This window comes from Pseudomonas sp. R43(2017) (genome assembly GCF_002112345.1).
Taxonomy (GTDB): domain Bacteria; phylum Pseudomonadota; class Gammaproteobacteria; order Pseudomonadales; family Pseudomonadaceae; genus Aquipseudomonas; species Aquipseudomonas kribbensis.
This window is the reverse complement of record NZ_NEHJ01000001.1, coordinates 630415-657204: the sequence shown is the minus strand read 5'-3', so window position 1 is coordinate 657204 and position 26790 is coordinate 630415. Positions and strand designations below refer to the sequence as shown.

At 62.1% G+C, this 26790-nt stretch carries 20 protein-coding genes; 6 read left to right on the top strand and 14 right to left on the bottom strand.

Going from position 1 to position 26790, the window contains the following annotated elements:
- The first annotated feature begins 205 nt into the window (after positions 1–205).
- The gene (locus tag CAG02_RS02815; RefSeq protein WP_085708226.1) at positions 206–2287 is read left to right on the top strand and encodes a bifunctional diguanylate cyclase/phosphodiesterase; all 2082 of its coding nucleotides are present in this window, start codon (positions 206–208) and stop codon (positions 2285–2287) included.
- An 84-nt stretch (positions 2288–2371) separates the two neighbouring features.
- Positions 2372–3118, top strand: a complete 747-nt coding sequence (locus CAG02_RS02810; protein WP_085708225.1) for an SDR family oxidoreductase — start codon at positions 2372–2374, stop codon at positions 3116–3118.
- A 78-nt stretch (positions 3119–3196) separates the two neighbouring features.
- Here the strand turns inward: CAG02_RS02810 and mapR are convergent, their stop codons facing one another.
- From mapR to CAG02_RS02795, 3 genes are all read right to left on the bottom strand, one after another.
- Entirely contained in the window at positions 3197–4606 is a 1410-nt protein-coding gene (gene mapR / locus CAG02_RS02805) for a GntR family transcriptional regulator MpaR (protein WP_085708224.1), read from the bottom strand.
- Between the two features lie 132 nt (positions 4607–4738).
- Positions 4739–6169: a cytochrome c oxidase accessory protein CcoG gene (ccoG, locus tag CAG02_RS02800; protein WP_085708223.1), complete on the bottom strand. Its 1431-nt coding sequence runs from the start codon at positions 6167–6169 to the stop codon at positions 4739–4741.
- Positions 6170–6364: 195 nt separating this feature from the next.
- The gene (locus CAG02_RS02795) at positions 6365–6598 is read right to left on the bottom strand and encodes a DUF3203 family protein (protein WP_085708222.1); all 234 of its coding nucleotides are present in this window, start codon (positions 6596–6598) and stop codon (positions 6365–6367) included.
- A gap of 121 nt (positions 6599–6719) precedes the next feature.
- On the opposite strand from CAG02_RS02795, the gene CAG02_RS02790 reads away from it, so the two are divergent.
- On the top strand, positions 6720–7226 hold the full coding sequence (locus CAG02_RS02790) for an MgtC/SapB family protein (RefSeq protein ID WP_085708221.1): 507 nt from the start codon (positions 6720–6722) through the stop codon (positions 7224–7226).
- 23 nt (positions 7227–7249) lie between these two features.
- On the opposite strand, the gene CAG02_RS29760 is transcribed toward CAG02_RS02790, so the two are convergent.
- Positions 7250–7408 (bottom strand): hypothetical protein, encoded by a 159-nt coding sequence (locus CAG02_RS29760; protein WP_167443771.1) that lies wholly within the window; start codon positions 7406–7408, stop codon positions 7250–7252.
- A 218-nt stretch (positions 7409–7626) separates the two neighbouring features.
- Between CAG02_RS29760 and CAG02_RS02785 the strand changes: the two genes are divergently transcribed.
- From CAG02_RS02785 to glgB, 3 genes are read left to right on the top strand one after another with little or no spacing between them, the layout of a single operon-like run.
- The gene (locus tag CAG02_RS02785) at positions 7627–9624 is read left to right on the top strand and encodes an alpha-1,4-glucan--maltose-1-phosphate maltosyltransferase (RefSeq protein WP_085708220.1); all 1998 of its coding nucleotides are present in this window, start codon (positions 7627–7629) and stop codon (positions 9622–9624) included.
- Positions 9625–9663: 39 nt separating this feature from the next.
- Positions 9664–13005 carry a maltose alpha-D-glucosyltransferase gene (gene treS, locus CAG02_RS02780; protein WP_085708219.1) on the top strand — a complete coding sequence of 1114 codons (3342 nt, stop codon included), beginning with the start codon at positions 9664–9666 and terminating at the stop codon, positions 13003–13005.
- 2 nt (positions 13006–13007) lie between these two features.
- Complete coding sequence (gene glgB, locus CAG02_RS02775; protein ID WP_085708218.1) at positions 13008–15239, top strand: 1,4-alpha-glucan branching protein GlgB; 2232 nt, start codon at positions 13008–13010, stop codon at positions 15237–15239.
- 45 nt (positions 15240–15284) lie between these two features.
- Here the strand turns inward: glgB and CAG02_RS02770 are convergent, their stop codons facing one another.
- The 10 genes from CAG02_RS02770 to CAG02_RS02725 form a co-directional block, all read right to left on the bottom strand.
- A complete protein-coding gene (locus tag CAG02_RS02770; protein ID WP_085708217.1) occupies positions 15285–16355 on the bottom strand; it encodes an autotransporter outer membrane beta-barrel domain-containing protein in 1071 nt (356 codons plus the stop codon).
- Positions 16356–16677: 322 nt separating this feature from the next.
- A complete protein-coding gene (locus CAG02_RS02765) occupies positions 16678–19245 on the bottom strand; it encodes an autotransporter outer membrane beta-barrel domain-containing protein (RefSeq protein WP_085708216.1) in 2568 nt (855 codons plus the stop codon).
- A 129-nt stretch (positions 19246–19374) separates the two neighbouring features.
- Positions 19375–20157, bottom strand: coding sequence for an endonuclease/exonuclease/phosphatase family protein (locus tag CAG02_RS02760; protein ID WP_085708215.1), 783 nt, complete (start codon positions 20155–20157; stop codon positions 19375–19377).
- Positions 20158–20244: 87 nt separating this feature from the next.
- Positions 20245–21006 carry a PIG-L deacetylase family protein gene (locus CAG02_RS02755; protein ID WP_085708214.1) on the bottom strand — a complete coding sequence of 254 codons (762 nt, stop codon included), beginning with the start codon at positions 21004–21006 and terminating at the stop codon, positions 20245–20247.
- Between the two features lie 174 nt (positions 21007–21180).
- The gene (locus CAG02_RS02750) at positions 21181–21840 is read right to left on the bottom strand and encodes a glycosyltransferase family 2 protein (RefSeq protein WP_085708213.1); all 660 of its coding nucleotides are present in this window, start codon (positions 21838–21840) and stop codon (positions 21181–21183) included.
- Positions 21837–22436 (bottom strand): SAM-dependent methyltransferase, encoded by a 600-nt coding sequence (locus tag CAG02_RS02745; RefSeq protein WP_085708212.1) that lies wholly within the window; start codon positions 22434–22436, stop codon positions 21837–21839. The genes CAG02_RS02750 and CAG02_RS02745 overlap by 4 nt, the downstream gene beginning before the upstream one ends.
- Positions 22433–23191: a PIG-L deacetylase family protein gene (locus tag CAG02_RS02740; RefSeq protein ID WP_085708211.1), complete on the bottom strand. Its 759-nt coding sequence runs from the start codon at positions 23189–23191 to the stop codon at positions 22433–22435. The genes CAG02_RS02745 and CAG02_RS02740 overlap by 4 nt, the downstream gene beginning before the upstream one ends.
- On the bottom strand, positions 23188–24186 hold the full coding sequence (locus CAG02_RS02735) for an acyl-CoA dehydrogenase family protein (protein WP_085708210.1): 999 nt from the start codon (positions 24184–24186) through the stop codon (positions 23188–23190). Before CAG02_RS02735 ends, CAG02_RS02740 begins: the two co-directional genes overlap by 4 nt.
- A gap of 1 nt (position 24187) precedes the next feature.
- Positions 24188–26347: a glycogen debranching protein GlgX gene (gene glgX, locus CAG02_RS02730; protein ID WP_085708209.1), complete on the bottom strand. Its 2160-nt coding sequence runs from the start codon at positions 26345–26347 to the stop codon at positions 24188–24190.
- Positions 26348–26450: 103 nt separating this feature from the next.
- Positions 26451–26771 carry a DUF2934 domain-containing protein gene (locus CAG02_RS02725; protein WP_085708208.1) on the bottom strand — a complete coding sequence of 107 codons (321 nt, stop codon included), beginning with the start codon at positions 26769–26771 and terminating at the stop codon, positions 26451–26453.
- Between the last annotated feature and the right edge of the window lie 19 nt (positions 26772–26790).

Here is a 26790-nt window from a genome sequence, read left to right as displayed (position 1 = left end):
CGCTGAATTCCCACGCAAAGCGTGGGAATGATCAGTGCCGTGACTGCCGGTTTAGAGCCTTGTCGAACGATCAAACAAGCGTTTCATCGGCTTGATGGCCATTTGATTACTTTGTCAGTGCGTTCTTCTGTGCAATCAGTACAATCGGCGCATTTGGCCCCGCTGAGAACGGAAGCAGTACGGCGGGGTGGTCACGAGAATTCCCATGCTCATCGGTAGTTATTCCTTCACGCTGGTTTTCATTTCGCTGTGTGTGGCGATCCTCGCGTCTTACACCGCGCTCGACCTTACCGGGCGCATCGCCACCGCCAAGGGTCGCGCCGTGCATTTATGGACGGCCGGCGGCGCCTTTGCCATGGGGGTTGGCGTCTGGTCGATGCACTTCATCGGCATGCTGGCCTTCAAACTGCCGATCAGCCTGGGCTATGACATTCCGATCACCGCGCTGTCGCTGTTAATCGCGGTGCTGTCCTGCGGTTTTGCCTTGTGGCTGGTCAGCCAGCCGAAACTGCCGGCCTGGCAACTGGCCTTCGGTGCCTTGATCATGGGCGCCGGCATCAGCGCCATGCATTACACCGGCATGGCCGCGATGCGCATGCAGCCGGGCATCGATTACGACCCGACCCTGTTTGGCGCTTCGCTGTTGATCGCGGTTGGCGCTTCGGCGGCGGCATTGTGGATTGCCTTCCGCCTGCGTCAGCAATCGCCTTATGTGCGCCTGTTCCGTGCCGGTGCTGCCATCGTCATGGGGATCGCGATTGTCGGCATGCACTACACCGGCATGGCGGCGGCGCGTTTTCCCGACGGCAGTTTCTGCGGTGCGGCGCTCAGCGGTCTGAACGGCAATGGCCTGGACAACCTGGTGCTGATCACCACGCTGGCGGTGCTGACCATTGCGCTGCTGACATCGATTCTCGATGCCCGCCTCGAAGCGCGAACCGCCGATCTGGCCCATTCGTTGACCGTGGCCAACCGCGAGCTCACCCAACTGGCCCTGCACGACACGTTGACCGGCCTGCCGAACCGTATGTTGCTGGACGACCGGATCAATCAGGCGATGAAAAAGGTCAACGAGCAGGGCGGCTGTTTTGCGCTGATGTTCATCGATCTGGACGGCTTCAAACCGGTCAACGACGCGTTCGGTCACCACATGGGTGATCAGTTGCTGCGTGAAGTGGCGGTGCGTCTGCGCGAAGATCTGCGCAGCCTCGACACGCTGGCGCGGATCGGCGGCGATGAATTCGTGCTGCTGGTGCGTTTGAGCGAGCCCGACGATGCGCTGGGCCTGGCGGCGCGTCAGGTCGGCTTGATCGCGCAGTCGTTCCGGGTCGCCGAGCATGAGCTGCAGATCTCTGCCAGCGTCGGTATCGCGGTATATCCGGGTAACGGCCAGAACGCCCAGGAACTGCTGATGAATGCCGACGCGGCGATGTACCACGCCAAGGGCGGCGGCAAGAACGGCTACAGCTTCTTTGACGCCTCGATGAACAGCAACGCCCGCAAGCAACTGCAACTGTTGCAGGACCTGCGCGCGGCGCTCGAACACAATCAGTTCAGCCTGCATTACCAGCCCAAGTTCCATGCCGCCGATGGTCACCCGGTCGGTGCCGAAGCGTTGCTGCGTTGGGAGCACCCGCTCCACGGCATGCTGATGCCGGACAAGTTCATCGACCTCGCCGAGAAGACCGGGCTGATTATTCCGATCGGCGAATGGGTGCTCAACGAAGCCTGCCGGCAGATGCGCGAATGGTACGTGCTGGGTTACACCGACTGGCGGATCGCGGTGAACCTGTCGGCCTTGCAGTTCTGTCACACCGGACTGGTGCGCAGCGTGGCCAAAGCCCTGGCCACGCACCACTTGCCAGCCAACAGCCTGACCCTGGAAATCACCGAAACCACCGCCATGAGCGACGCCGACGCGAGCATGACAGTGCTGCAGGAACTGTCCGACATGGGTGTCGATCTTTCCATCGATGACTTCGGCACCGGCTATTCGAGCCTGATGTACCTCAAGCGCCTGCCGGCCAACGAGCTGAAGATCGATCGCGGTTTTGTCCGTGATCTGGAACATGACAGCGATGACGCGGCGATTGTCTCGGCGATTGTTGCGTTGGGTCAGGCACTGGGCCTGCGTATTGTCGCCGAAGGTGTGGAGACCGGCGTGCAGCAGGACTTCCTGACGCAACTGGGCTGTGATTCGCTGCAAGGCTATCTGCTGGGCCATCCGATGCCGGCCGATCGCTTCCTGCAGGATATCGAGCGCGGCAAACAATTGGCGGCGAGCTGAACCGCTGACGCAGGCCATGCAAAACCCCGCAATGACGGTTATTCTTGCCCCGACTGTTACGTGTGCATTGGGGGGAAGGCCAGCATGGATAAAGTCATTGTGATCACCGGCGGCGGGCGCGGAATCGGGGCCGCCACGGCGCTGTTGGCTGCCGAGCAAGGCTATCGGATCTGCATCAATTATCAGTCTGACGAACAGGCGGCCCATCACGTACTCGATCAGGTACGCGAGCGCGGCGCCACCGCCATTGCCGTTCGCGCCGACGTCAGTATCGAAGACGAAGTGATCGGCCTGTTTCACCGGGTCGACACCGAGCTGGGCCGGGTCACCGCACTGGTGAACAACGCCGGCACTGTCGGGCACAAATCGCGGGTCGACGAAATGTCCGAATTCCGCATCCTCAAAATCATGAAAACCAACGTCCTGGCGCCGATCCTCTGCGCCAAGCACGCGATCCTGCGCATGTCGCCCAAACACGGCGGGCAGGGTGGCAGCATCGTCAACGTGTCTTCGGTGGCCGCGCGCCTGGGCTCGCCGAACGAGTACGTCGACTACGCGGCGTCCAAGGGTGCCCTCGACACGTTCACCATCGGTCTGTCCAAGGAAGTGGCGGGTGAGGGGATTCGGGTCAATGCGGTGCGTCCGGGCTACATCTATACCGATTTCCACGCGCTGAGCGGCGATCCGGACCGGGTCAGCAAGCTGGAGTCGGCGATTCCGATGGCCCGTGGCGGGCGGCCGGATGAAGTGGCGGAGGCGATTGTGTGGTTGCTGTCGGACAAGGCTTCGTATGCGACCGGGACTTTTGTCGATCTTGGCGGCGGGCGTTAAGTCCCAGAACTTGCATTGCCCGAACTGGCCCCATCGCGAGCAAGCTCGCGATGGGATCAATGCAGAGCCATCAGTCTGTCAAAACGACCGCACAATCCGCCCCAACGTCTCCATTGCTTTCTCCGAAGCCTCGGTCCACGGGCTGCCGTAGTTCAAACGAATGCAATTTCTGAAGCGCTGGGTCGGCGAGAAGATCGGCCCCGGCGCAATGCTGATCCCCTGCGCCAGCGCCATCTGAAACAACTTCAACGAATCCATCTGCGGTGGCAGTTCCAGCCACAGGAAGTAGCCGCCCGCCGGTTGGCTCACGCGGGTCTGGGCCGGGAAGTAGCGGGCGATGGCCGCGAGCATCGCGCTTTGCTGTTCTTCGAGGGCGTAGCGCAATTTGCGCAGGTGACGGTCGTAGCCACCGTGTTGCAGGTAGTCGGCAATGGCCGCCTGGGCCGGCATCGAGGCGCACAGCGAGGTCATCAGTTTGAGGCGTTCGATCTTCTGCGCGTAGCGCCCGGCGGCGACCCAGCCGATGCGGTAGCCGGGGGCCAGGCTCTTGGCGAACGAGCCGCAATGCATCACCAGCCCTTCGGTGTCGAAAGCCTTGGCCGGTTTCGGCGCTTGTTGGCCGTAATAGAGTTCGGCGTAGACATCGTCTTCGATCAGCGGCACCTGATGCCGTTTCAACAGTTCCACCAGTTCCTGTTTCTTGGTTTCGGGCATGGTCGCGCCCATCGGGTTCTGGAAGCTGGTCATGCACCAGCAGGCCTTGATCGGATGGCGCTCCAGGGTCTGGGCGAGTACGCCGAGATCGATGCCGTCGCGCGGGTGCACGGGGATTTCCACGGCTTTGAGCTTCAACCGCTCCAGCACTTGCAGGCTGGCGTAGAACGCCGGGGCTTCGATGGCGACCAGATCGCCGGGTTCGGTCACCGCTTGCAGGCACAGGTTCAGCGCTTCGAGGGCGCCGTTGGTGATCAGCAGTTCTTCCATTGGCAACATCAGCCCGCCGACCATGTAGCGCAGGGCGATCTGCCGGCGCAGTTGCGGGTTGCCCGGCGACATGTCGGTGACCACCATGCGCGGGTCCATCTCCCGGGCGGCGCTGGCCAGCGAACGTGACAGGCGTTGCAGCGGGAACAATTCGGGGCTGGGGAATGCAGAGCCGAACGGCACGGTGCTCGGGTCCTTGATCGATTCCAGCACCGAGAACACCAGTTCGCTGACATCGACCTTGGTGGATTCATTGACCTGGCTGCTGATCACCGGCTCCGAGAACGGGCTCGGGGCGTGGGTGTTGACGAAGTAGCCGGAGCGCGGCCGGGCGCGGATCAGGCCGCGACGTTCCAGCAGGTAATAGGCCTGGAACACCGTGGACGGGCTGACGCCATAGGTCTGGCTCGCGTAGCGCACCGACGGCACCCGCTGGCCGGGGCCGAGGACGCCGGAGCGGATCAGTTCAGCGATGTCGTCGGCGAATTTTTCGTAGCGTTTCATCTTGGGTCCGGATTGATTTCTTTCTGGAAGACCGTGTCGCCTTCATTCGCGAGCAAGCTCGCTCCCACAGTTGACCGTATTCCTCTGTGGGAGCGAGCTTGCTCGCGAATGGCCGCGCCGCAGTCTAAGGGATCATCGATTCATCGGCGCAACAAACCGGCTCTTCGCCACGCTATAAACCTCAGGCTCATCACTGTCGGCAATCTTGAAGCTCAAGGTTTGCGAGCTGCTGGCCGGGCGTTCCGTGGTCATGGCCACCGACACCGGCACATCGACGATCTCGCCCGGGGCCAGGCTCAGTTCGGTCTTGCCTTGGAGCTGGAAGCCGTCGCCGTCCACCAGGGTCAGGTTGTAGTCCTGGCGCTGCTGGGTCTTGTTGATGACTTTGAGGGTGTAGATATTCTCGATCTGGCCCTGTCCGTTCTCGCGGAACAGGCCACGGTCCTTGGTCACGTCCAGCGACACCATTGGCCGCTCGACCAACGCCAGGGCGAGAGCGCCGATCATCACCACGAGTACCGCGACGTAACCAATCAACCTCGGACGCAGCAGATGCGTCTTGCCACCCTGCAATTCGCGCTCGGAGGTGTAGCGGATCAGGCCCCGCGCATAGTTCATCTTGTCCATGATCGAATCGCAGGCGTCAATGCACGCCGCGCAGCCGATGCATTCCATTTGCAGGCCATCGCGGATGTCGATGCCGGTCGGGCAGACCTGCACGCACAACTGGCAGTCGATGCAATCGCCGAGGCCGGCTTCGGCCGGTTTCACGTCGCGTTTGCGTGGGCCACGGTTTTCGCCGCGGGCTGCGTCGTAGGAAATCGCCAGGGTGTCCTTGTCGAACATCACGCTCTGGAACCGCGCATACGGGCACATGTGCATGCACACCGCTTCGCGCAGCCAGCCGGCGTTGATGTAGGTAGCGGCGGTGAAGAACAGCACCCAGAACAGGCTGACACCGCCGATCTGCAAGGTCAGCAGCTCTTCGGCCAGCGGGCGGATCGGGGTGAAGTAGCCGACGAAGGTCAGGCCGGTCAGCACGCTGATCGCCAGCCACAGGGTGTGCTTGGCCGCACGCCGCGCCAGTTTGTTCAGGCTCCAGGGCGCGGCTTGCAGTTTGATGCGCTGGTTGCGTTCACCTTCGGTGATCTTCTCGCACCACATGAAGATCCACGTCCACGAACTCTGCGGGCAGGTGTAACCACACCAGACCCGGCCGGCGAACACGGTGATGGCGAACAGGCCGAACGCGGCGATGATCAACAGCGCCGACAGCAGGATGAAATCCTGCGGCCAGAAGGTCGCACCAAAGATGTGGAACTTGCTTTCGGAAAGGTCCCAGAGCACCGCCTGACGCCCGCCCCAGTTCAGCCACACGGTGCCGAAAAACAGCAGGAACAGAAACCCCGCGCCGCTCATGCGCAAGGTGCGGAACAGGCCGGTGAAGCTGCGGGTGAAAATCTGGTTGTCGCTGGTGGCGTGTTTCGCCTTCATTGGGCGCGCCGGTACTTTTTTTATCTGGGGAGATGCTTCTACGGTTCGGACGGGGATTCGTTCGCTCATGGTCGTTCGCTCATCAGCCTCCATCAGGCCAGTGAACTATGAGCGCCGATCTGTTTGCATAACAGGCTCAGGTATTTCAATAAAAAGCGTATCAGATGGGTTTTGCGCCCGGCCCTGCGACAACTTGAAGCAGCCGGCGGTGCAGGGCGCAGGCGCCTATCCCGGACGGCTGCGCGGGTTATTGACCGGGGTCAGTCAAATCACCGAATCACTGTCGGTGGCTTTCAGGTGTTTGCGCCCGTCCCTGGCGCCTGCGACGGTCAGGGCATCGGCTTCGGCCTCGGTGATGTAAATGCGCCGGCCTTCGATTTCCACGGCAGACATCGATTTCTCGCTGTCGGTGATCACCGTCAGGTCTCCGCACAGGCGAATCTGCTCACCGTTTTCGGTGGCGAAAAAACAGGTCTGGTTTTCGATGCGTACGGTCATGGGGCTGTCCTTTTTCGGGGGGCGATAACAGGTTGAGATTCGCCCCGGGCCGATGGTTCTACGCAACCGATTAATGGTCGCTGCTGTCCATCCTCTATCTGACCCTCACAAGGATTGCGCGATGAACGCCTGGTGGCATGAAGTGTGGGAAACCCTGCAAGAGGAATTCGCTGACATTGGTGATGCGTCGCAACTGACGCGGATCACCGTGCGCCTGTTGATGGCGGCGGTGCTGGGCGGGATTCTCGGGTTTGAGCGCGAGCACAAGGGCAAAGCCGCCGGGGTTCGCACGCACATGCTGGTCGCGCTGGGGGCGGCGCTGTTCGTGCTGGTGCCGCAGCTGTCCGGTTCACAGGCCGATGCGATGAGCAGGGTGGTGCAAGGGGTGATCGCCGGCATCGGTTTTCTGGGGGCCGGCACCATCCTGAAAAATCAGGAGGGCGACGAGGGGCACGTTAAAGGCTTGACGACCGCGGCCGGCCTGTGGATGACCGCTGCCATCGGCGTCGCGGCCGGATTGGGCCGCGAAGCGACGGCGGTGTTCAGCACCTTGCTGGCACTGGGGATTTTCAGCGTGATGCCGAGGATCGTGAAGCTCTTCGACAAGGATCACGACGATGCCCGCTAAAGGATCAGTTCTGTCTCAAGGATTCAGACAATCACCGGCGGCATGGTCGACGGTGGCTCTTCCTTGGGCGGTGGCGTGGTGCCCGGTGGCTCCTGTTCCGGTATCGGTTGCGGCTCGGTTTCGGGCAGCACCGGTTTGTCGATGTTCGGGTCGGGCGTTTCAGCGGGGATCGGAATCGTCATCAGATGAACCTCCGTGTGGCACATGGCGTGAGAAGTGCTTAAGTGGGTTGACCACTTCTGCGCGAAATCGATCCGATTTTGTGACGGGGCAAATCCCTGTGAACTTTTGTCGCCGAGGTTCGCTCGGAACCTGAGAGCGTTCATGGTCGGGCACAGATCCGGCCGTGAGTATCGAACAGGCAAACGAGCGTCCTTGGGGCGTTAAGGAGAGATGCTCAATGACTGCTGAAAAACCCTCCGAACAGAGCTACAACCCGCACATCCCGCTGTCGCAGGCGTTGCTGCTGCCGCGCATTGTCATTGAAAACACCCGGCCGACCCTCGATGGCGGGCAGTTTGCCGTCAAGGCGGTGGTCGGGCGCGAGATCGTGGTCACCAGCAAGATCTTCGCCGACGGCCACGACAAACTGGCGGTGCGTATCCGCTGGCGTGAGGAAGGCGAGGAAGTCTGGCAAAGCGAAGTCATGAGTGATCAGGGCAACAATGGCTGGGAAGGCCGGTTCCGGCCCCAGCGCATGGGTCGCTATCTTTACCTGATCGAAGCCTGGATCGACCAGTTCGCCAGTTTTCAGTACGAACTGGAGAAAAAACACCTCGCCGCCGTCCCGGTCAGCCTTGAGCTGCAAGAAGGCCGCACGATGGTGCAGCAGGCGGCTGAACGCAGCGAAGGCCAGCTCAGCGAGCGGCTGGCGGCGCTGCACCACGAATTGTCCGGCCTGCTCGAAACCGAGCAGGTCGCGTTGTTTCTGCACCCGCAAAGTGCGCAATTGATGGCCGAGGCCGATCACCGCCCGTATCTGAGCATCAGCCCGGAATTTCCGCTGGACGTGGAACGGGAACTGGCGGAGTTCGCCAGTTGGTATGAGCTGTTTCCCCGCTCGATCACCGACGATCCCGCCCGCCACGGCACGTTCAACGATGTGCACTCGCGCCTGCCGATGATTCAGGACATGGGCTTCGACGTGTTGTATTTCACGCCGATCCACCCGATCGGCCGCAGCCATCGCAAGGGCCGCAACAATTCCCTGACCGCCGGGCCCGACGATCCTGGCAGCCCTTACGCAATTGGCAGCGAAGAGGGCGGCCACGAAGCGATTCACTCCCAGCTCGGCACCCGCGAGGATTTTCGTCGACTGGTGGCGGCAGCCGCTGACCATGGACTGGAGATCGCCCTCGATTTCGCCATCCAGTGTTCCCAGGATCACCCGTGGCTCAAACAGCATCCGGGCTGGTTCAACTGGCGGCCGGACGGCACGATCAAATACGCGGAGAACCCGCCGAAGAAATACCAGGACATCGTCAACGTCGACTTCTATGCGCCGGAAGCGATTCCGAGCCTGTGGGTCGAACTGCGGGACATCGTCGTCGGCTGGGTCGAGGAGGGCGTGAAGATCTTTCGTGTCGACAATCCGCACACCAAACCGCTGCCGTTCTGGCAATGGCTGATTGCCGATGTGCGCACGTTGCACCCCGAAGTGATCTTCCTCGCCGAGGCGTTCACCACTCCGGCGATGATGGCGCGGCTGGGCAAGGTCGGTTACACCCAGAGCTACACCTATTTCACCTGGCGCAACACCAAGGCTGAACTGGCGAGTTACTTCAGCGAACTCAACGAATCGCCCTGGCGCGAATGCTACCGGCCGAATTTCTTCGTCAACACGCCGGACATCAACCCGGCGTTCCTGCATCAATCAGGGCGCCCGGGATTTCTCATCCGTGCGGCGCTGGCGACCATGGGCTCGGGCCTGTGGGGCATGTATTCAGGGTTCGAGTTGTGCGAATCGGCGCCGGTGCCGGGCAAGGAGGAATACCTCGATTCCGAGAAGTACGAGATCCGCGTCCGCGACTTCAACCAGCCCGGCAACATCATCGCCGAGATCGCCCAGCTCAACCGCATTCGCCGGCAGAACCCGGCGCTGCACAGTCATCTGGGCCTGAAAATCTACAACGCCTGGAACGACAACATTCTGTATTTCGGCAAGCGCAGCGCCGATGGCAGCAATTTCATCCTGGTGGCCGTCAGCCTCGACCCGCATCACCCGCAGGAGGCGAATTTCGAGTTGCCACTGTGGGAAATGGGCTTGGCGGACGACGCCACCACCCACGGCGAGGACCTGATGAACGGCCATCGCTGGGACTGGCACGGCAAGTACCAGTTCATGCGGATCGACCCGGCTTATCAGCCGTTCGGGATCTGGCGCATTACCGCTGCCTGATCCGGGCCGACGCATTCATGCATTGAACAGGAGTTTCACATGGCGAAGAAACCCAAGTCAGCCACCTTCATCAAGGACCCGCTCTGGTACAAGGACGCGGTGATCTATCAGGTTCACGTCAAGTCCTTTTTCGACTCCAACAACGACGGGATCGGCGATTTTCCAGGCCTGATCGCCAAGCTCGATTACATCGCCGAACTCGGCGTCAACACCATCTGGCTGCTGCCGTTCTACCCGTCGCCACGACGCGATGACGGTTATGACATCGCCGAGTACCGTGGCGTACACAGCGACTACGGGACCATGGCCGACGCCAAACGCTTCATCGCCGAGGCGCACAAACGGGGTTTGCGGGTCATTACCGAGCTGGTCATCAACCACACCTCGGACCAGCACCCGTGGTTCCAGCGGGCGCGTAAGGCCAAGCCCGGTTCGGCGGCCCGCGACTTCTATGTGTGGTCGGATGACGACCAGAAATACGACGGCACGCGGATCATTTTCCTCGACACCGAAAAGTCCAACTGGACCTGGGACCCGGTGGCCGGCCAGTACTTCTGGCACCGTTTCTATTCGCACCAGCCGGACCTCAATTTCGACAACCCGCAAGTCATGAAAGCCGTGCTGTCGGTGATGCGTTACTGGCTGGACATGGGCATCGACGGCCTGCGGCTGGATGCCATTCCGTACCTGATCGAGCGCGACGGCACCAACAACGAAAACCTGCCGGAGACTCACGACGTTCTCAAGCAGATCCGCGCCGAAATCGACGCCAACTACCCGGATCGCATGCTGCTGGCCGAGGCCAACCAATGGCCGGAAGACACCCAGTTGTACTTCGGTGACACCGACGCTGAAGGCGTCAATGGCGACGAATGTCACATGGCATTTCACTTCCCGCTGATGCCGCGCATGTACATGGCGCTGGCCCAGGAAGATCGCTTCCCGATCACCGACATCCTGCGCCAGACCCCGGAGATCCCGGCCAACTGCCAATGGGCGATCTTCCTGCGCAACCACGATGAACTGACGCTGGAGATGGTCACCGACAAGGAGCGCGACTACCTCTGGAATTACTACGCCGCCGACCGCCGTGCGCGGATCAACCTCGGCATCCGCCGGCGTCTGGCGCCGCTGATGGAGCGCGACCGTCGCCGTATCGAGCTGCTCAACAGTCTGCTGCTGTCGATGCCCGGCACGCCGACCCTGTATTACGGCGATGAAATCGGCATGGGCGACAACATCTACCTCGGCGACCGCGACGGCGTGCGCACGCCGATGCAATGGTCGATCGACCGTAACGGCGGTTTCTCCCGGGCCGATCCGGCCAGTCTGGTGCTGCCGCCGATCATGGACCCGCAGTACGGCTTTCAGTCGGTCAACGTCGAAACCCAGGCCGGTGATCCGCATTCGCTGCTGAACTGGACCCGACGCCTGCTGACGGTGCGCAAGCAATCCAAGGCGTTCGGTCGCGGCACCCTGAAAATGCTCTCGCCGGCCAACCGCCGCGTGCTGGCCTACACCCGCGAATACACCGGGCCGGACGGCAAGCACGAAATCATCCTCTGTGTGGCCAACGTTTCGCGAAGCGCCCAGGCGGTGGAGCTGGACCTGTCGGCCTACGTCGGCATGGTGCCGGTGGAGATGCTTGGCGGTAACGCCTTTCCGCCCATCGGCCAGCTCAACTTTCTGCTGACCCTCGCGCCATATGGTTTCTACTGGTTCGGCCTGGCGGCGGAAAACCAGATGCCGAGCTGGCACGTCGAACCGGCGCAGAGCCTGCCGGACTTCACCACGCTGGTGCTGAAAAAACGCATGGAAGAACTGCTGGAGGCGCCGTCCCGGGCCACCCTCGAACAGGGCATCCTGCCGAGCTGGCTGCAGAACCGCCGCTGGTTCGCCGGCAAGGATGCGGCCATCGAGCACGTCCGGCTGGCTTATGGCGTGCGTTTCGGCGACGCGCAGCATCCGGTGCTGCTCAGCGAGATCGAAGTCAGCAGCGGTGGGCAGACCAGCCGTTACCAACTGCCGTTCGGCTTTATCTCGGAAGATCAGGTCGGGCCCGCGTTGCCGCAGCAGCTGGCGTTGTCCCGTGTGCGTCGGGTACGTCAGGTCGGTCTGATTACCGATGCGTTCAGCCTTGAAGCGTTTATTCGGGCGGTTTTACAAGGCATGCAAAGTGGCACGGTGCTGGACTCCAGCGATGGCGAAATCCGTTTCGAGTCCACGCCGCAACTGGAAAGCCTGGGACTCGGTAGCGAGTCGGAAGTGCGTTATCTGTCGGCCGAGCAATCCAACAGTTCGGTGGTGATCGGCAACAGTCTGGTGCTTAAGCTGATCCGCAAAGTCGCTTCTGGCGTACACCCGGAACTGGAGATGAGCGCTTACCTGACCGCCGCCGGATTTGCCAATATCTCCCCGCTGCTCGGTTCGGTGATTCGCCGCGACGGGCAGGGCGAAGACAACCTGCTGATGATTGCCCAGGGCTATTTGAGCAATCAGGGCGACGCCTGGGAATGGACGCAGAACAACCTTGAGCGGGCGTTGCGCGATGAGCTGGCGGACGCTGTGTCCGAGCAGTCGCAGCACTACAACGCCCTCGGCGAACTGAAGGATTTTGCCGGCATGCTGGGGCAGCGTCTGGGGGAAATGCATCAGGTACTGGCGGCGCCCACCGACAACCCGGACTTCGCGCCACAGGTCAGTTCGGCCAAGGATGCGCAAGCCACCGGCAAGGATGTCGGCGCTCAGGTCGAACACGCGCTGAAACTGCTCAAGCAGCATCAGGGCGAACTCGATGCGGCGGATCAGAAGCTTGTCGGTCGACTGCTTGAGCACAAGAAAACCATCCTCGCCCATGTGCAGGAACTGGCGAAGAAATCCGCCGGCGGTTTGCGCATCCGCGTGCATGGCGATCTGCATCTGGGGCAAGTGCTGGTGATCAAGGGCGATGCGTATCTGATCGACTTCGAAGGCGAGCCGGCGCGACCACTGGCCGAGCGTCGTGGCAAGCACAGTCCGTACAAGGATGTCAGCGGTGTGCTGCGTTCCTTCGATTACGCGGCCGCGATGACCATCAACGTGCATAACGTCGACAACAGTCCCGAGGCCGAAGCGGCGCGTCGACGGGTGGCCGAGCGTTATCTGCGTGAGGCCCGCGAGGCATTTGTCGAGGCATATCAGCGCGCGGCAGCTAGTCTTGATCATGCTTGGCAGGATCCTGAAGGTGCCGACGCCGCACTGGCGTTGTTCGGTCTGGAGAAAGCGGCCTACGAAGTGGCCTATGAAGCCGAAAATCGCCCCACCTGGCTGCCCGTGCCGTTGCACGGTCTGTATGGGTTATTGACGGGGCTGGAACCCTTTTCCGATCTTGGTGGAGAGTAGTCATGAGTTTCTCGAACAAGGAACAGGGTCACGTTAAAGAACGTTTGCTGCCCGGGGCCAGGGACATCGATGCCCTGGTGCGCGCAGAACATCAGGACCCGTTTTCCATTCTCGGGCCCCACGGCGATGGTGCCGGCGGGCAGTTCATCCGGGCGTACCTGCCCGGCGCATTGAGTGTCAGCGTACTGGACAAGGACAGCGGCGAGGAGCGCGGCCCGCTGGAGGCGACCGAGACGCCGGGGCTGTTTGTCGGGCATTTCGAATCGGCGCGGCCTTATCTGTTGTGTACGCGTTGGGCCGGTGGCGAACAGGTCGCGGAAGATCCCTACAGCTTTGGCCAGTTGCTCGGTGAAATGGATTTGTATCTGTTCGCCGAAGGCAATCACCGCGACCTCAGCAGTTGCCTCGGTGCGCAACTGAAAACCGTGGATGGCGTCGACGGTGTGCGTTTCGCCGTGTGGGCGCCGAATGCCCGGCGGGTGTCGGTGGTGGGCGATTTCAATGTCTGGGACGGGCGCCGGCATCCGATGCGGCTGCGCCATCCGTCCGGGGTCTGGGAGCTGTTCATTCCGCGCCTGCAGGCGGGGGATCTGTACAAGTACGAAATCCTTGGTGCCCACGGCATCCTGCCGCTCAAGGCCGACCCGATGGCCCTGGCCACCAGCCTGCCGCCGGACACCGCGTCGAAAGTCGCCTCGCCGTTGCAGGTCGACTGGCAGGATCAGGACTGGATGACCGGCCGCCGCGAGCGCCAGCAACACAATGCGCCGCTGTCGATCTATGAGCTGCATGCCGGTTCCTGGCAATGTGAACTGGACGATCTGGGCGAAGTGGCCCGTCAGTACACTTGGCCGGAATTGGCTGAGCGACTGATTCCCTACGTCAAGGAGCTGGGCTTCACCCACATCGAACTGATGCCGATCATGGAGCACCCGTTCGGTGGCTCCTGGGGTTATCAGTTGCTGTCGCAATTCGCGCCGAGTGCGCGTTACGGCACGCCGGATGAGTTCGCTGCGTTCGTCAACGCCTGCCATCAGGCCGATATCGGGGTGATTCTCGACTGGGTGCCGGCGCATTTTCCGACCGATACCCATGGCCTGGCGCAATTCGACGGCACGGCGCTGTATGAGTACGGCAACCCGCTGGAAGGCTTCCATCAGGACTGGGATACGCTGATTTACAACCTCGGCCGCACCGAAGTACACGGCTATATGCTGGCATCGGCGTTGCACTGGTTGAAGCATTTCCATGTCGACGGGCTGCGAGTCGATGCGGTGGCGTCGATGCTCTATCGCGACTATTCGCGCAAGGCCGGGGAGTGGGTGCCCAATCGCCATGGCGGTCGCGAGAATCTGGAAGCCATCGACTTCCTTCGCCACTTGAACGATGTGGTGGCGCTGGAAGCACCGGGCGCGCTGGTGATCGCCGAGGAATCCACGGCGTGGCCGGGCGTCAGTCAAAGCACCCAGCAGGGCGGCCTCGGCTTTGCCTACAAATGGAACATGGGCTGGATGCACGATTCGCTGCATTACATCCAGCAGGATCCGGTGTACCGCGCCCATCATCACAACGAGTTGAGCTTTGGTCTGGTGTACGCCTGGTCAGAGCGCTTCATTCTGCCGATCTCCCACGACGAAGTGGTGCACGGCAAGCACTCGCTGATCGACAAGATGCCCGGAGACCGCTGGCAGAAGTTCGCCAACCTGCGGGCCTATCTGAGCTTCATGTGGACCCATCCGGGCAAGAAGCTGCTGTTCATGGGTTGCGAGTTCGGCCAGTGGCGCGAGTGGAATCACGATCAACAACTGGACTGGTATCTGCTGCAGTATTCCGAGCACAAAGGCGTGCAGAAACTGGTTGGCGATCTGAATCGGTTGTACCGCGAAGAGCCGGCGCTGCACGAGCAGGACGATGCGCCGCAGGGGTTCCAGTGGTTGATCGGTGACGATGCGATCAACAGCGTCTATGCATGGCTGCGCTGGAGCAAGGAGGGAACGCCGGTGCTGGTGGTGGCCAACTTCACGCCGGTGCCGCGTCAGTCGTACCGGGTGGGCGTGCCGTTTGCCGGACGCTGGAAGGAGCTGCTCAACAGTGATGCTGACACCTATGCCGGTTCCAACTATGGCAACGGCGGCGGGGCGTTTACCGAAGACGTGGCCAGTCACGGACAGGCGTTGTCGCTGGAGCTGAATCTGCCGCCGCTGGCGGTGTTGATCCTCAAGCCCGAGGGTTGACGATAAACCTGCGGGAGCAAACGGCTTGCTCCCGCAGGAGCGTACTTACCACCGCATCCGCACCCCCAGACTGCCGATCAGCCCGTTCAGATCGTTGTCATCCACATCACTGCTGTAGTCGGCGCTGACATACAGGCTCACGCTCGGCGTGACCTTCGCCACCAGGCCCAGACCGAGTTCCACCGTCGACGACTTGCGGCTGCTACTGATCTTGTCCACCTGATCGAGCGTCACCGCGTTGCCGGTGTACACCGTGTGCCACAGGTTGGTGCGCACGTAGGGTTCGACCGGCAGACCGCTCAGGTCGTAACTGCCTTTCAGGCGGGCGCCGACCCGGCCGCTCCAGGACGAAATGTCAGTCGATGAAGCATTGCCCGAGCCCGCGTAAGGCGTGTCGAGAGTGATGCGCTGATTGATCAACTGCGCCTGGGGTTCGACTACCCAGTTTTCGCTAAGACCGATCGGGTAGCCACCTTCCACCGAAAGGGTCATCGCGCTGCCTTCCGTGGCCAGGCGCGCGCCCTGTTCATTGCGGCTGAAACCACTGACCCGGCCGCCACTGGCCGACAGATCCACGTGCCAGCCTGCGGAACCCGTGAGGCTGTAATAGGCGCCGAGGCTCTGGCCCTGCAGATTGAGGGTGTCGGTGGTCGGGTCGGCGAGGGCGCGGTTGACGATCAGGCCGTTGCTGTTGCCCTGGATCTGATTCAGGCCGCCGATCAGGCCGATGCGCTGGGTCTCGCCGCCGCTGCCATGCAAGGTCAGCACGGCCGGCCCTTTGACTTCTCCCGAGCCGGGCACCGCAAACCCGGTGCCGAGGATGTCGGTCTGTGCCAGGCGAGAGGGCTGCCCGTAAAGCTGATCCCAGTCCGAGGGGGCGAGATCCTCGGTGAGCAAATGCGTGCCGCGCAGGTCAGGGCGCGGGCTCAGGCGTTGCGGATCGGGCGTGATGACGGTCGCGGGCAGCGTCATGATCGGCACGTCCTGGCGATACCAGGGGGTGGTCTCATCCGCCACAGGACCCGCCTGTGCCTCCATGGATGAGCAGAGCAAGATAGAACTTGAAACGGTGCAAAAGGTGATTTTGATCTCGTGTGGGGTGAGTGAGGTTTTCATGAAGGTCTACCTTGCTAGCGCATGCGGTATCTCGCCTTGGCGTCTCTCCTACCCCGAATGAGGGGCGACCGAATGGAGCGAGGCGAACCTGGGGCAGCCCGTTTCACGAGTGTCCGAAGGCTCGCCCCGAGTAGTGATTCCGGGGGTAGTACGGTAGAGCTAAGAAGACGGCTGACATTGCGTCAAGAAAATGGACGATGAGCGGTTGGTCCGAATCGGGAGTCACAACCTTCTGTTTTTGTTTATCTATATAAGTTCTTGTTTGTATGGAGTATCACCACGAAAGCGGCAGGGTAGAGGGGGCCAGCAACCGACGGTCGGTCTACCAGTCGATACGGATACCCAGGTTGCCGGCCACGCTGCGCTGCTCGTTGCTGTCAATATTGCGGCTGTAATCGGTACTGGCGTAGACACTGATTGACGGATCCAGGCGCAGCGCCACGCCCAGACCGATGTCCGCCGTTGAGGCCCTCTGTTGGCTGCGGATGACATCGGTGTCTGCAAAGGTGACGGAGTCGGTCCCGGAAAAGGTGTGCCAAAGGTTTGCGCGCAAGTAGGGCTCCAGCGTCTGACCCCGCAGACGGTAATGTCCGACGATACGGGCTCCCAGCCGAGCGGTCAGGCTGCTGTCGGAGTCGAAGGATACCCGTGAGATTCCGTCGTTCTGGCTGTCGAGGGAGACAGTCTGGTGGATGACCTGAACCTGGGGTTCGATCAGCCACCGGTCGTTGATGGGAAGCGGATACCCGCTTTCGACCGAAGCACTGAGGGCGTGGCCGCGATTATCCAGTCGTGCGCCACGAACCGAGCGGCTGTCGCCATCGAAGCGGGTGCCCATCAGTACGGTGTCGAGGTAAGCCCCCTGCGGGTTGATCAGCGTCCAGTACAACCCGTAACTGTCGCCCTGCAGTTTGATATTGCCAGCCCTGTTGTCTTCGATGGCGTCGCTGAAACCGCTGACGTCGCCTCGCAAACGGCTGTGACCGATGAACAGGCCGACTCGCCAGGTCATGGCATCCGAATGCTCGCTGTAAAGATCATGACCAACCTGTACGCCACTGAGCGAACCGTCCAGGCGCGGGGTCACCGTACCTGCCCAGGTCTGGTCGAGGATCTTGCCATAGATCCGTGCCCATCCGGAGCTGAAGGTTCCGGTCTGGTCCAGCAGTTGCTGAGTGCCCTGACGATCATGGAACGTCCCCAGTGCATTCAGCGTCAATTGCGCTGCGGCCGGGGGCAGCACTGACCAGACGGGAACCTCCGGACGGTACAGGGCGATCGGCGCGGCGCCGGGGATGGCGGCAGGCAGCGCCGGTAACGGCGGGCTGCCGGCGGGAGCGACGGCTGCCACGGGAGTGGCCACCACCGGAACCTGTATCGGCGCAAGGCCAGGATCTGGATTGGGCACGCTTACCACTGCCGGTGCAACGATGGCCGAACGCAGATACCAGTTATTTTCCGTGCCTGCCGTCACCCCACCCTTGAACAGTCGGTAATCGTACGCGCCGGCCGACACCGGACTGGTCAGGGAAAACGCGCTGTCGCTACTGAGTGTGCTGCCCAGTGCCTGCACCAGCTGAATGCCGTTCTGTGCGGTCAGGGCGCCATTGCCGCCCAGGTTGGTCACGGTAATGGCTGTCGTGCCGGTAAGACTACCGTTGCTGACCACCAGTCTGTCGCTGGGGGCGTCATCGCCGGCAATCACGCTCTGCAATCGCAATTGACCACCGGCGCCGACGTAGTTGCCTTGCACCGTCAGGGTATCGCTGGTGCGATTGTTGTTGGCGGTCATGTCGATGACGCCAGCGTTGTTGAGGGTCACGGGTTGTCCGGCCACGGCAGGCGAGACGGCGCCTTGAACCGACGCCAGCGTGCTGCTGGCGTCGATATTCAGTACGCCCCGGCCTGTGGTGGCATCCCCAAGGGTCAGACTGTCTGCGCCCAGATCCATCCGTGAGCCGTTGTTCAGGTTTACCGTTTCCCAATTGGTAAAGTGCGGGGCAAGCGCGGTGCGGCTGTTGTCGAACGTCAGCACATCGCTGCCATTGCCGCCATCGATCCGTGGCGTCAGCGCGAGCAGGCTGTCGTCGAGGTTGCGCAGGATCGCACTGTCATTGCCGTCCCCCATGAGGATCGCCGAGCGCACGATACCGCCACCGTCCCACACTAACCGGTCATCGCCCGTGCCGGCCCGTATCTCGCCGACGATTTCGCCACCGGTGAGCGTGATGCTGTCGCTGCCACCACTGACGCTGAGGTTTCCCCCGATCCGTCCGCCGGAAACACGGATGGTGTCATTGTCGAAGCCGGTCACCAGATTGCCGATGATCTGTCCTCCGGACAGTTCGAAGACATTGTCATCGAGCTTCATGTCGACACGGCCGATGGTACCGCCGCTCATTTGCGCGAAATCGCCGTCTTCGAAGGCGCCGGTGATGGTTCCGCCTGTCATCGTGAAGCGGTCGAATCCATCACCCTGGGTCAACGAAGCGATGGTGCCGCCGTGCATGATGAACGTGTCCACGCCATTACCCTGGTGAACCGCGCCGCTGATGGTGCCGTTGTCGATCTGCAGCACATTGTTGCCATTGCCCATGTCGAGAACGCCCCTGATGGCGCCCGACTGCATGAGTACACGGTCGGCTCCGGCACCGAATGTGACGTTGCCGGGAATGTTGCCGTTGCCATTGGCAGGGAACGTCAGGCTGTTGTTTCCCGACAGGTCAGTGAGCGGCGTGCTGCCAGGACTGTCGCAGGTGTACGCGTCATCGCCGGGCGTCGGGTTGAAGGTGCAAAGGGCGAACGCCGGATCCGGCGATTCGAGCAAGAACCAGATGGAAACAGCCAGCAGACTGTAGTGGCGGGTGGTGTAGGGGCCGGGAGCTTTCATGGAAGGTCTCCGCTCATTGGCGCCGACGCGCGGCGCAATGGCTTGAACCTAACAAGGCTTGTGACAATCGACTACTGTCAGAACTGACAGTGGATGAGGGCATAACTGCAGTAATGCGGCATTTATGCCTTAAATGTGCACTTCGACTGCCAACGGCAGATGATCCGACAGATGCGTCCAGGGTTTGCTGCCAAGAATCTGCGGGTCATGACTGCTGGCATTGCGCAGGTAGACCCGGTCCAGCCGCAGCAGCGGAAAGCGCGCCGGGTAGGTCTTGGCCGGCCGCCCGTGATGGCGCTCGAAGGCTTCATGCAGGTAGTCGCGACGGGCAAGGGCGACGTTGCCTTGCATCTGCCAGTCGTTGAAGTCGCCGGCGATGATCACCGGTGCATCGTCCGGCAGGGATTCGAGCAACTGGCAGAGCAGCTGCAGCTGTAATTGCCGGTGGCTTTCCAGCAGGCTCAGGTGCACGCAGATGGCGTGCACCTCGGCATGCCCCGGTACGTCCAGTACACAATGCAGCAGGCCCCGTCGTTCGGGGCCGGTGATCGAGACATCGAGGTTGCGGTATTCGCGGATCGGGTACTTCGACAGCAGCGCATTGCCGTGGTGGCCGTCGGGGTAGACGGCATTGCGCCCGTAGGCGAAATCGCTCCACATGCTGTCGGCGAGAAACTCGTATTGCGAGGTTTGCGGCCACTCGTTGTAACGGTTCGAGTGCCGTTCGTGTTCACCCACCACTTCCTGAAGAAACACCAGATCGGCGCTGGTGCTGCGTACCGCTTCACGCAGCTCCGGGAGGATGAAACGCCGATTGAGTGCGGTGAAACCCTTGTGTGTATTGACCGTCAACACCCGCAGGCGATGAATGGCGGACACGTCGATGGCATGACGCTTGGGATCGCTGGACACGGTCGCTCCTATGAATCATGACTGCCTCTTCTTGCGACTGATCCGGGCGCGGGCAGTTCACATTGAGTGACTGCCCGCGCCCGCCTGTCAGTCGACGAAGACAATTTCATAAGGCAGGCGCATGCGCTCCAGAATAGCCTTGGGCAACAGCGGTGCAATGCCGATGGCCGGCTCGCCGTTCAACTGGCTGGCGTAGGCATGTGTGGCGTGGCTCTTGCGTGCGACGGTCCAGGTGTCGAGGCGCAGCTTGCGGGCGCGGTGCCACGGGATCTGTGCCTGATCACGTTCCGGCCAGTGCCAGGCCCAGACCGGCACATCGTGGTACGTGGCGCCGGCCTGTCGGGCGGCTTTGGCGCTGGCCCGGCCGACCACTTCATGATCGGCGCTGCCATCCTCGCACCAGGTGCTGAACACCACGTCACCGGGGCGCAGGTAGCGGGAAATGAATTCCGTCAGCTGGGTTTCCTGATCGAGCAGGGCATTGTCGGTGAAACCGCCGCGCACCCATTTCAGGCTGTGCATCGGCAGGCCCAGACGGCGCAGGGCCTCGACGCTCTCCTGGGGGCGGAACACGCTCAGGCGTTTTTCTGACCACTGGCGCGAGCCGGGGTGACTGGCGCTGCCATCGGTGATCGAGAGCAATTGCAGGGGATGGCCGAGGGCCGACAACAGTTGCAGCAGGCCGCCGCAGGTCACCACTTCATCGCCGGGATGGGGCGCAATGACCACCGCACGGGCACCGGGCGGCACGAGGCTGTGGGTGTTGATGACCGGAATATTGTCGAGTTGCGCGGCGCTGTTCCATATTTGCGCCGGCAGGCCGCTTTCGTTGAGAGATAACGGTTTCATGAGGCAGGACGTCCTTGTTGTGTCTGGCCTTCAGTCGCACACGACCACGCATGTACGACCCCTGAAGACTGGTTGATTACCCGGCAGCGCTCCGAACCCTGGATTGCCGCGATGCAGAGTATTGCTCAAGAAGGACGGTTCGTCGCGTCGCAGATCAATCTGCTCCGCTTTTTTTTATTCAGTCTGTGCCAAGTGTCGCAGATAGTCGCCAAAACCACCGCGTGCGCGACTGTCCAGGCGTGCGCTGGTAATGACCTGCGGGCGATGGCTCCAGGCGATGCTGGCCCCGCAACGCTCCAGTTGCCGGACCAGTTGCACGTCCTCGTCACAGGGCAACGGCTCGAACCCTCCGGCGCGGACGTAGGCTTGCGCACTGACACCCAGATTCGCGCCATGGATGTGCCGGTGACCTTCGCAGGCCTGGTAATCACGGTGATAGCGAATCTGCGCCGCTTCATCGAACGATTCATGCCAGCGTTCGACCGTCACCGTGCCGCACACGGCATCCATGCCCAGCCCCAGTTGTGCCACCAGCCAGTCTTCGGCGACCCGGCTGTCGGCGTCCGAGCAGGAAATCCAGCGCGCTCCGCGTTCAAGCAGTTGTTGTGCGCCAATGGCGCGAGCCTGCCCGACATTGCGCGCGTCGATGTTCAGCGCCAGCACCGGGTACTGGCTGACGATGTGCGCCGAACGATCTGTGCAACTGTCGAGCACCACCAGGATTTCCACCGGTTCACCCGCCAGCAAAGGATGGTCACCCGCGCGCAGGGCGGCGCAGAGGCAGTCATCGAGCCAGTCTTCTTCGTTGTGGGCAGGAATCAGGATGCCAATCATCGCAACCCCTCCAGTGCGGCCACCGAGCGGGGCTCGCGGCTCCAGACTTCGAGCAGGAAATCCGCTTCCTGATGCAGGACGAGTCGCGGCAGATGCAAGTGCTCATGGATCAGGTCGTGAACCTGACGGGCATTGAGCGGGCAACCTTCGATAGGCGGCCGCCAGTGACAAGCGAGCAATTGCCCGTCTGCGGTCAGTGAATTGCTGACGCGGCGGATGACCTCTGTCAGATCCTGTCGATCGAGGTAGTAGCCGATTTCGCTGAAGACGATCAGGTCGAATTTTTCCTCAGGCCAGTCGCCAGGTAGACGACCGTGGCGCACCTCGGTGTGGTCGAACAGGCTCAGTCGGGTTCGGGCCAGATTGACCGCAGCGGTAGACGTGTCGCAGCACAACAGCCGATCACAGCGCTCGGCCAGTGCCGCACTCAGTTCACCGTTGGCGCACCCGGGTTCGAAGATTGCCCGGTAGTGCGGGCGGGGCAGGGCCGCCAGGGTCACGAGGCGTTTGCGCTGCTCGTACCACCGCTGGCGGAATCCCCAGGGGTCGTTGTTGCCCGCGAACAGGCCTTCGAAGTAGCGATTCTCGACACTCACAGGAAGACCACCTCGAACGGTTGCAGCAGTCGATCGATGACATAGGGCGCGAGCACCGGTGGCAGGCCCGCGTCGGGATCGCCCTCCAGTTGGCTGGCAAACGCATGCACCGCATGACGCTTGCGCGCGACCTGCGCCGGGCTGAGCAGGATTTTGCGCGCCCGTTCCCAGGGCACGATGGCGTCTTCGGGGGTTGCCCAGTGCCAGGTCCAGACCGGCAGTTCGTGGCAAATCGCGCCCACGTGTTGCGCCGCTTTGATGCTGGCGCGGCCGACGGCTTCGTGGTCGCTGTGGCCATCCTCGCGCCAGGTTGTGAAGATCACGTCGTCGGGTTGCAGGTAGTGGATGAGGTATTCGCACAGCATCGACTCGCGCGCGGCGACTTGCGTGTCGGGGAAGCCGCCGCGCAACCATTGCAACTGGTGCATGGGCAGGCCGAGACGACGCAGGGCTTCGGCGGATTCCTGCGGGCGCACCACGCTCAGGCGCTCCACCGGCCAGCGATCCGAGCCGGGATGACTGGCGCTGCCATCCGTGACCGAAATCAGTTGAAGTGTGCGCCCCGCCGCAGCGAGCAGCTGCAGCAGTCCGCCGCATCCCAGTACCTCGTCGTCCGGGTGTGGAGCAATCACAACGGCCCTCGATCCCGGCGGCACCAGGTCGAGAATGTCGATGCTGTCCAACGCCGTCAGACGACGTGAGCCCTGCCATTCATGCAGGGAGGTTCCCTCGCCGACGATCGGGTTGCGTTTCATAACGCCCAGCCCCCGCGTGGTTGTTGCGCAATCAATTGACCCAGTACCGCCAGATCCCGTTCGGCGTGGCTCTGGCGCAGGTAAACCGGCAGGTCGGCCGCCAGGCGGGCAAAGTGCGGATCCTTGCAGAACGGCCCGGCCCCCAGTGCCCGTCCGGTCTCGCGGACGACCTGTTCGGCGGCATCCTCGACCACGGCGCGAACGCGACGGGCCAGCAATTCGGCGTCGGCCCCGGGATCGCTGTCGATGTCCAGAGCGCTGACACGCAGCACTTGAGACGCGGCGTGCAAGGCGCTGTCGACGGCGCCGAGACTGGCCAGCGCATGAGGCTCTTCATGTCGTGCACACTGCTGGCGCAAGCGCTCGGCGATCTCTTTCGCGGCGCCGTACCAGCACGCGGCGATCCCGATCCCGCCGTGCCAGAAACCCGGACGTTGCAGGTAGTCGCCGGGGTCGCCGATCGCCTGGGCCTCCACATCATCGAACAGCACCTCGACGCTGCCAGTGGCCGCCATACCGATGGCTTGCCAGCCCTGATCGGTCACGCGTACACCCGGTTGATCGAGTGCCACCGCCACCAGTTGCTGTCGATCCTCGTCATCCCACGCCGTGAGCAGGGCATGAGTGAGCACCGCCGCCCCGGAGCACCAGGCCTTGCGCCCGTTCAACCGCACCAGTTGCCCCGAACGGCTGACCCGGACCCGCGCCTGCGGTGGTTCGGCCGCCCACATGCCCCACGTACTGTCGGGTGTCGGTGTGCCGCCGAGCTGCTCGATGATCGCCAAGGCATCGGTATGACCTTCGTAGAGTTTGCACAAACCCAGATCATGGCCGCCGACCTCGGACAGTCGTTGCCAGCGCTCCAGCGTGCGACCGCTGCCGGGCAACGGCAGACGATCCAGGCCCGCTTCGACCATTTCCCGCAGGCACCGCCCCAGCGCTGCGCTATCCCGGTAGTCCGGCGTGTGACGCGAGAAATAGTCCGAAAGATCCATCTCAGTCTTCCTCGTCGCGTTGCAGTTCGAACAACAGCAGCGAGCGCCCGGTGACCGAGTACTGATGGCCGAAATCGAAGCGCTCCTGACCCCGGATCGACGGTTGATTGGTATCGACCATGCAGGTCCAGAAACTGCCTTCAGGCACTTCCGGCAAGGTGAAGTTGACGATGTCGTGATGGGCGTTGACCACCAGCAGCAACGTCGCGTCGGCGCCCTTGCGGCGGATACCGGTTTCCTGGGCGCGGCCATCGAGCAACATGCCGAGGCAGCGGTTGTGCGCATCGTGCCAGTGCTCGGTGGTCATCTCCGTGGCGTCCGGTGCCAGCCAGGTCACGTCCTTGACGCCGATGTCTTCGTTGTATTCGCCCACCAGAAACCGCCCGCGACGCAGGATCGGGTAGGTCAGGCGCAGCTTGATCAGGCGCTTGACGAATTTCAGCAGCGCCTTGCCGTCCTCACTCAGGTCCCAGTTGACCCAGCCGATCTCGCTGTCCTGGCAGTAGGCATTGTTATTGCCGTCCTGGGTGCGGGCGAATTCGTCGCCGGCAACGATCATCGGTGTACCTTGGGCCAGCAGCAGGGTGGCAAAGAAGTTGCGCATCTGCCGGTGACGCAGCGCGTTGATTTCCGGATCGTCGGTTGGCCCTTCGACGCCGTGGTTCCACGACAGATTGTTGTTGCTGCCGTCCTGATTGTTTTCGTCGTTGGCCTCGTTGTGCTTGTCGTTGTAGGAGACAAGGTCGTTGAGGGTGAAACCGTCGTGGGCAGTGACGAAGTTAACCGACGAGTAAGGACGGCGGCCACGCTGGTTGAACATCTCGCCGGAAGCGGTCATGCGGCTGGCGAAGTCGGCGAGCTGACCGTCGTCGCCTTTCCAGAACGCGCGCACGGTGTCGCGGAATTTGTCGTTCCATTCGACCCAGCCCGGCGGAAAGTTGCCGACCTGATAACCACCGGGCCCGCAGTCCCATGGCTCGGCAATCAGTTTTACCTGACGCAGCACCGGGTCCTGACGGCAGGCTACGAGGAAGCTGTGGCGTTCGTCGAAACCGTCGTGGTAGCGCCCGAGGATGGTCGCCAGATCGAAGCGGAAGCCGTCGACGTGCATTTCGCTGGCCCAGTAACGCAACGAGTCGGTGACCATTTGCAGCACGCACGGGTGACTTAGATCCAGGGTGTTGCCGGTGCCGGAATCGTTGATATAGAAGCGCTTGTCGTCCGGCATCAACCGGTAGTACGAGGCGTTGTCGATCCCGCGCATCGACAGGGTCGGGCCTTGCTCGTTGCCCTCGGCAGTGTGGTTGTAGACCACGTCGAGGATCACTTCGAGATTGGCTTCGTGCAGGTGCGCGACCATCTCCTTGAATTCGGCGATCTTGCCGCTGGCCAGGTAACGCGGGTCCGGGGCGAAGAAGGCGATGCTGTTGTAGCCCCAGTAATTGGTCATGCCCTTGTGCAGCAGGTGTTGGTCGTTGACGAAGGCGTGGATTGGCAACAACTCAACGGTCGACACGCCGAGCTTGCGGATGTGTTCCAGCACATCGTCGACCATCAGCCCGGCAAACGTGCCGCGCACGTTATCCGGCACGGCGGGGTGACGCATGCTGATGCCGCGCACGTGGGTTTCATAAATGATGGTCTTGTCCCAAGGCACGCTGACGCGGTGGTCGTTGCCCCAGGTATGTGCCGGGTCGATGACCTTGCATTTGGGCACGAAGGGCGCGCTGTCGCGCTCGTCGAAACTGAGGTCGGCGTCCGGGTGGCCGATGGTGTAGCCGAACAGCGCCTCGGACCATTTCAACTGGCCGACCAGCTGCTTGGCGTAGGGGTCGATCAGCAATTTGTTGTGGTTGAAGCGGTGACCGTTCGCCGGGTCGTAGGGACCGTAGACCCGGTAGCCATAAATCAGCCCCGGATGGGCGTCGGGCAAATAGCCGTGGAAAATCTCGTCTGTGTATTCCGGCAGTTCGATGCGTTCGAGTTCGACTTCGCCGACATCGTCGAAAATGCACAGTTCGACGCGGGTGGCGTTGGCGGAAAACAGCGCAAAGTTCACCCCCAACCCATCCCAGGTCGCACCGAGCGGGAAGGGCAGACCCTCGCGGATTCGCGTGGGTTCGGCATGTGCGGCGGGCTCGGCTTTCTTTGGACGGGTCATGATTGCTCCTGCAAATCGGGGTGGGCATTTTTAAAGGGCGAGTGAACACGCTGTGGCGAGCGAACCCGCCACACGGTCATTCAGTTCTACGGTTGGAAAAGCCTCAGATGGCCGGGGGCTTGCGCGGTGCGCGGGGCTTTTTCTCGGCGGCTTTTTCGCCCGGGGGAATCACTTTGGCGGCGCTGGCTGGCTTGGCTTTTGCCGTTGTGGCTTTAGGCTTGGCCGTCGTTGCCTTGGGCGCAGAGGCCTTGGTGCTCGCCGTTTTGGCAGCGGCCGCCTTCGGCGATTTTTTCGGAGCCAGTGCCTCGGCTTCGGCCAGTTTGCGCGCCATCTCCCAGTGGCGTGATTCCTGACCTTCTGGCTTACCTTCCGATTCCCAGATCTGATAGGCGAATTCGCGGATGCGTTTATCGTCGGTACTCATCGCAATGCTCCTGAACTGT

What these genes read in the sequence shown, in the direction of transcription:
- CAG02_RS02815 (WP_085708226.1), top strand. Translation starts at nt 206, where the DNA reads ATGCTCATCGGTAGTTATTCCTTCACGCTGGTTTTCATTTCGCTGTGT.
- CAG02_RS02810 (WP_085708225.1), top strand. Translation starts at nt 2,372, where the DNA reads ATGGATAAAGTCATTGTGATCACCGGCGGCGGGCGCGGAATCGGGGCC.
- mapR (WP_085708224.1), bottom strand. Translation starts at nt 4,606, where the DNA reads ATGAAACGCTACGAAAAATTCGCCGACGACATCGCTGAACTGATCCGC.
- ccoG (WP_085708223.1), bottom strand. Translation starts at nt 6,169, where the DNA reads ATGAGCGAACGAATCCCCGTCCGAACCGTAGAAGCATCTCCCCAGATA.
- CAG02_RS02795 (WP_085708222.1), bottom strand. Translation starts at nt 6,598, where the DNA reads ATGACCGTACGCATCGAAAACCAGACCTGTTTTTTCGCCACCGAAAAC.
- CAG02_RS02790 (WP_085708221.1), top strand. Translation starts at nt 6,720, where the DNA reads ATGAACGCCTGGTGGCATGAAGTGTGGGAAACCCTGCAAGAGGAATTC.
- CAG02_RS29760 (WP_167443771.1), bottom strand. Translation starts at nt 7,408, where the DNA reads ATGACGATTCCGATCCCCGCTGAAACGCCCGACCCGAACATCGACAAA.
- CAG02_RS02785 (WP_085708220.1), top strand. Translation starts at nt 7,627, where the DNA reads ATGACTGCTGAAAAACCCTCCGAACAGAGCTACAACCCGCACATCCCG.
- treS (WP_085708219.1), top strand. Translation starts at nt 9,664, where the DNA reads ATGGCGAAGAAACCCAAGTCAGCCACCTTCATCAAGGACCCGCTCTGG.
- glgB (WP_085708218.1), top strand. Translation starts at nt 13,008, where the DNA reads ATGAGTTTCTCGAACAAGGAACAGGGTCACGTTAAAGAACGTTTGCTG.
- CAG02_RS02770 (WP_085708217.1), bottom strand. Translation starts at nt 16,355, where the DNA reads ATGAAAACCTCACTCACCCCACACGAGATCAAAATCACCTTTTGCACC.
- CAG02_RS02765 (WP_085708216.1), bottom strand. Translation starts at nt 19,245, where the DNA reads ATGAAAGCTCCCGGCCCCTACACCACCCGCCACTACAGTCTGCTGGCT.
- CAG02_RS02755 (WP_085708214.1), bottom strand. Translation starts at nt 21,006, where the DNA reads ATGAAACCGTTATCTCTCAACGAAAGCGGCCTGCCGGCGCAAATATGG.
- CAG02_RS02750 (WP_085708213.1), bottom strand. Translation starts at nt 21,840, where the DNA reads ATGATTGGCATCCTGATTCCTGCCCACAACGAAGAAGACTGGCTCGAT.
- CAG02_RS02740 (WP_085708211.1), bottom strand. Translation starts at nt 23,191, where the DNA reads ATGAAACGCAACCCGATCGTCGGCGAGGGAACCTCCCTGCATGAATGG.
- CAG02_RS02735 (WP_085708210.1), bottom strand. Translation starts at nt 24,186, where the DNA reads ATGGATCTTTCGGACTATTTCTCGCGTCACACGCCGGACTACCGGGAT.
- glgX (WP_085708209.1), bottom strand. Translation starts at nt 26,347, where the DNA reads ATGACCCGTCCAAAGAAAGCCGAGCCCGCCGCACATGCCGAACCCACG.
- CAG02_RS02725 (WP_085708208.1), bottom strand. Translation starts at nt 26,771, where the DNA reads ATGAGTACCGACGATAAACGCATCCGCGAATTCGCCTATCAGATCTGG.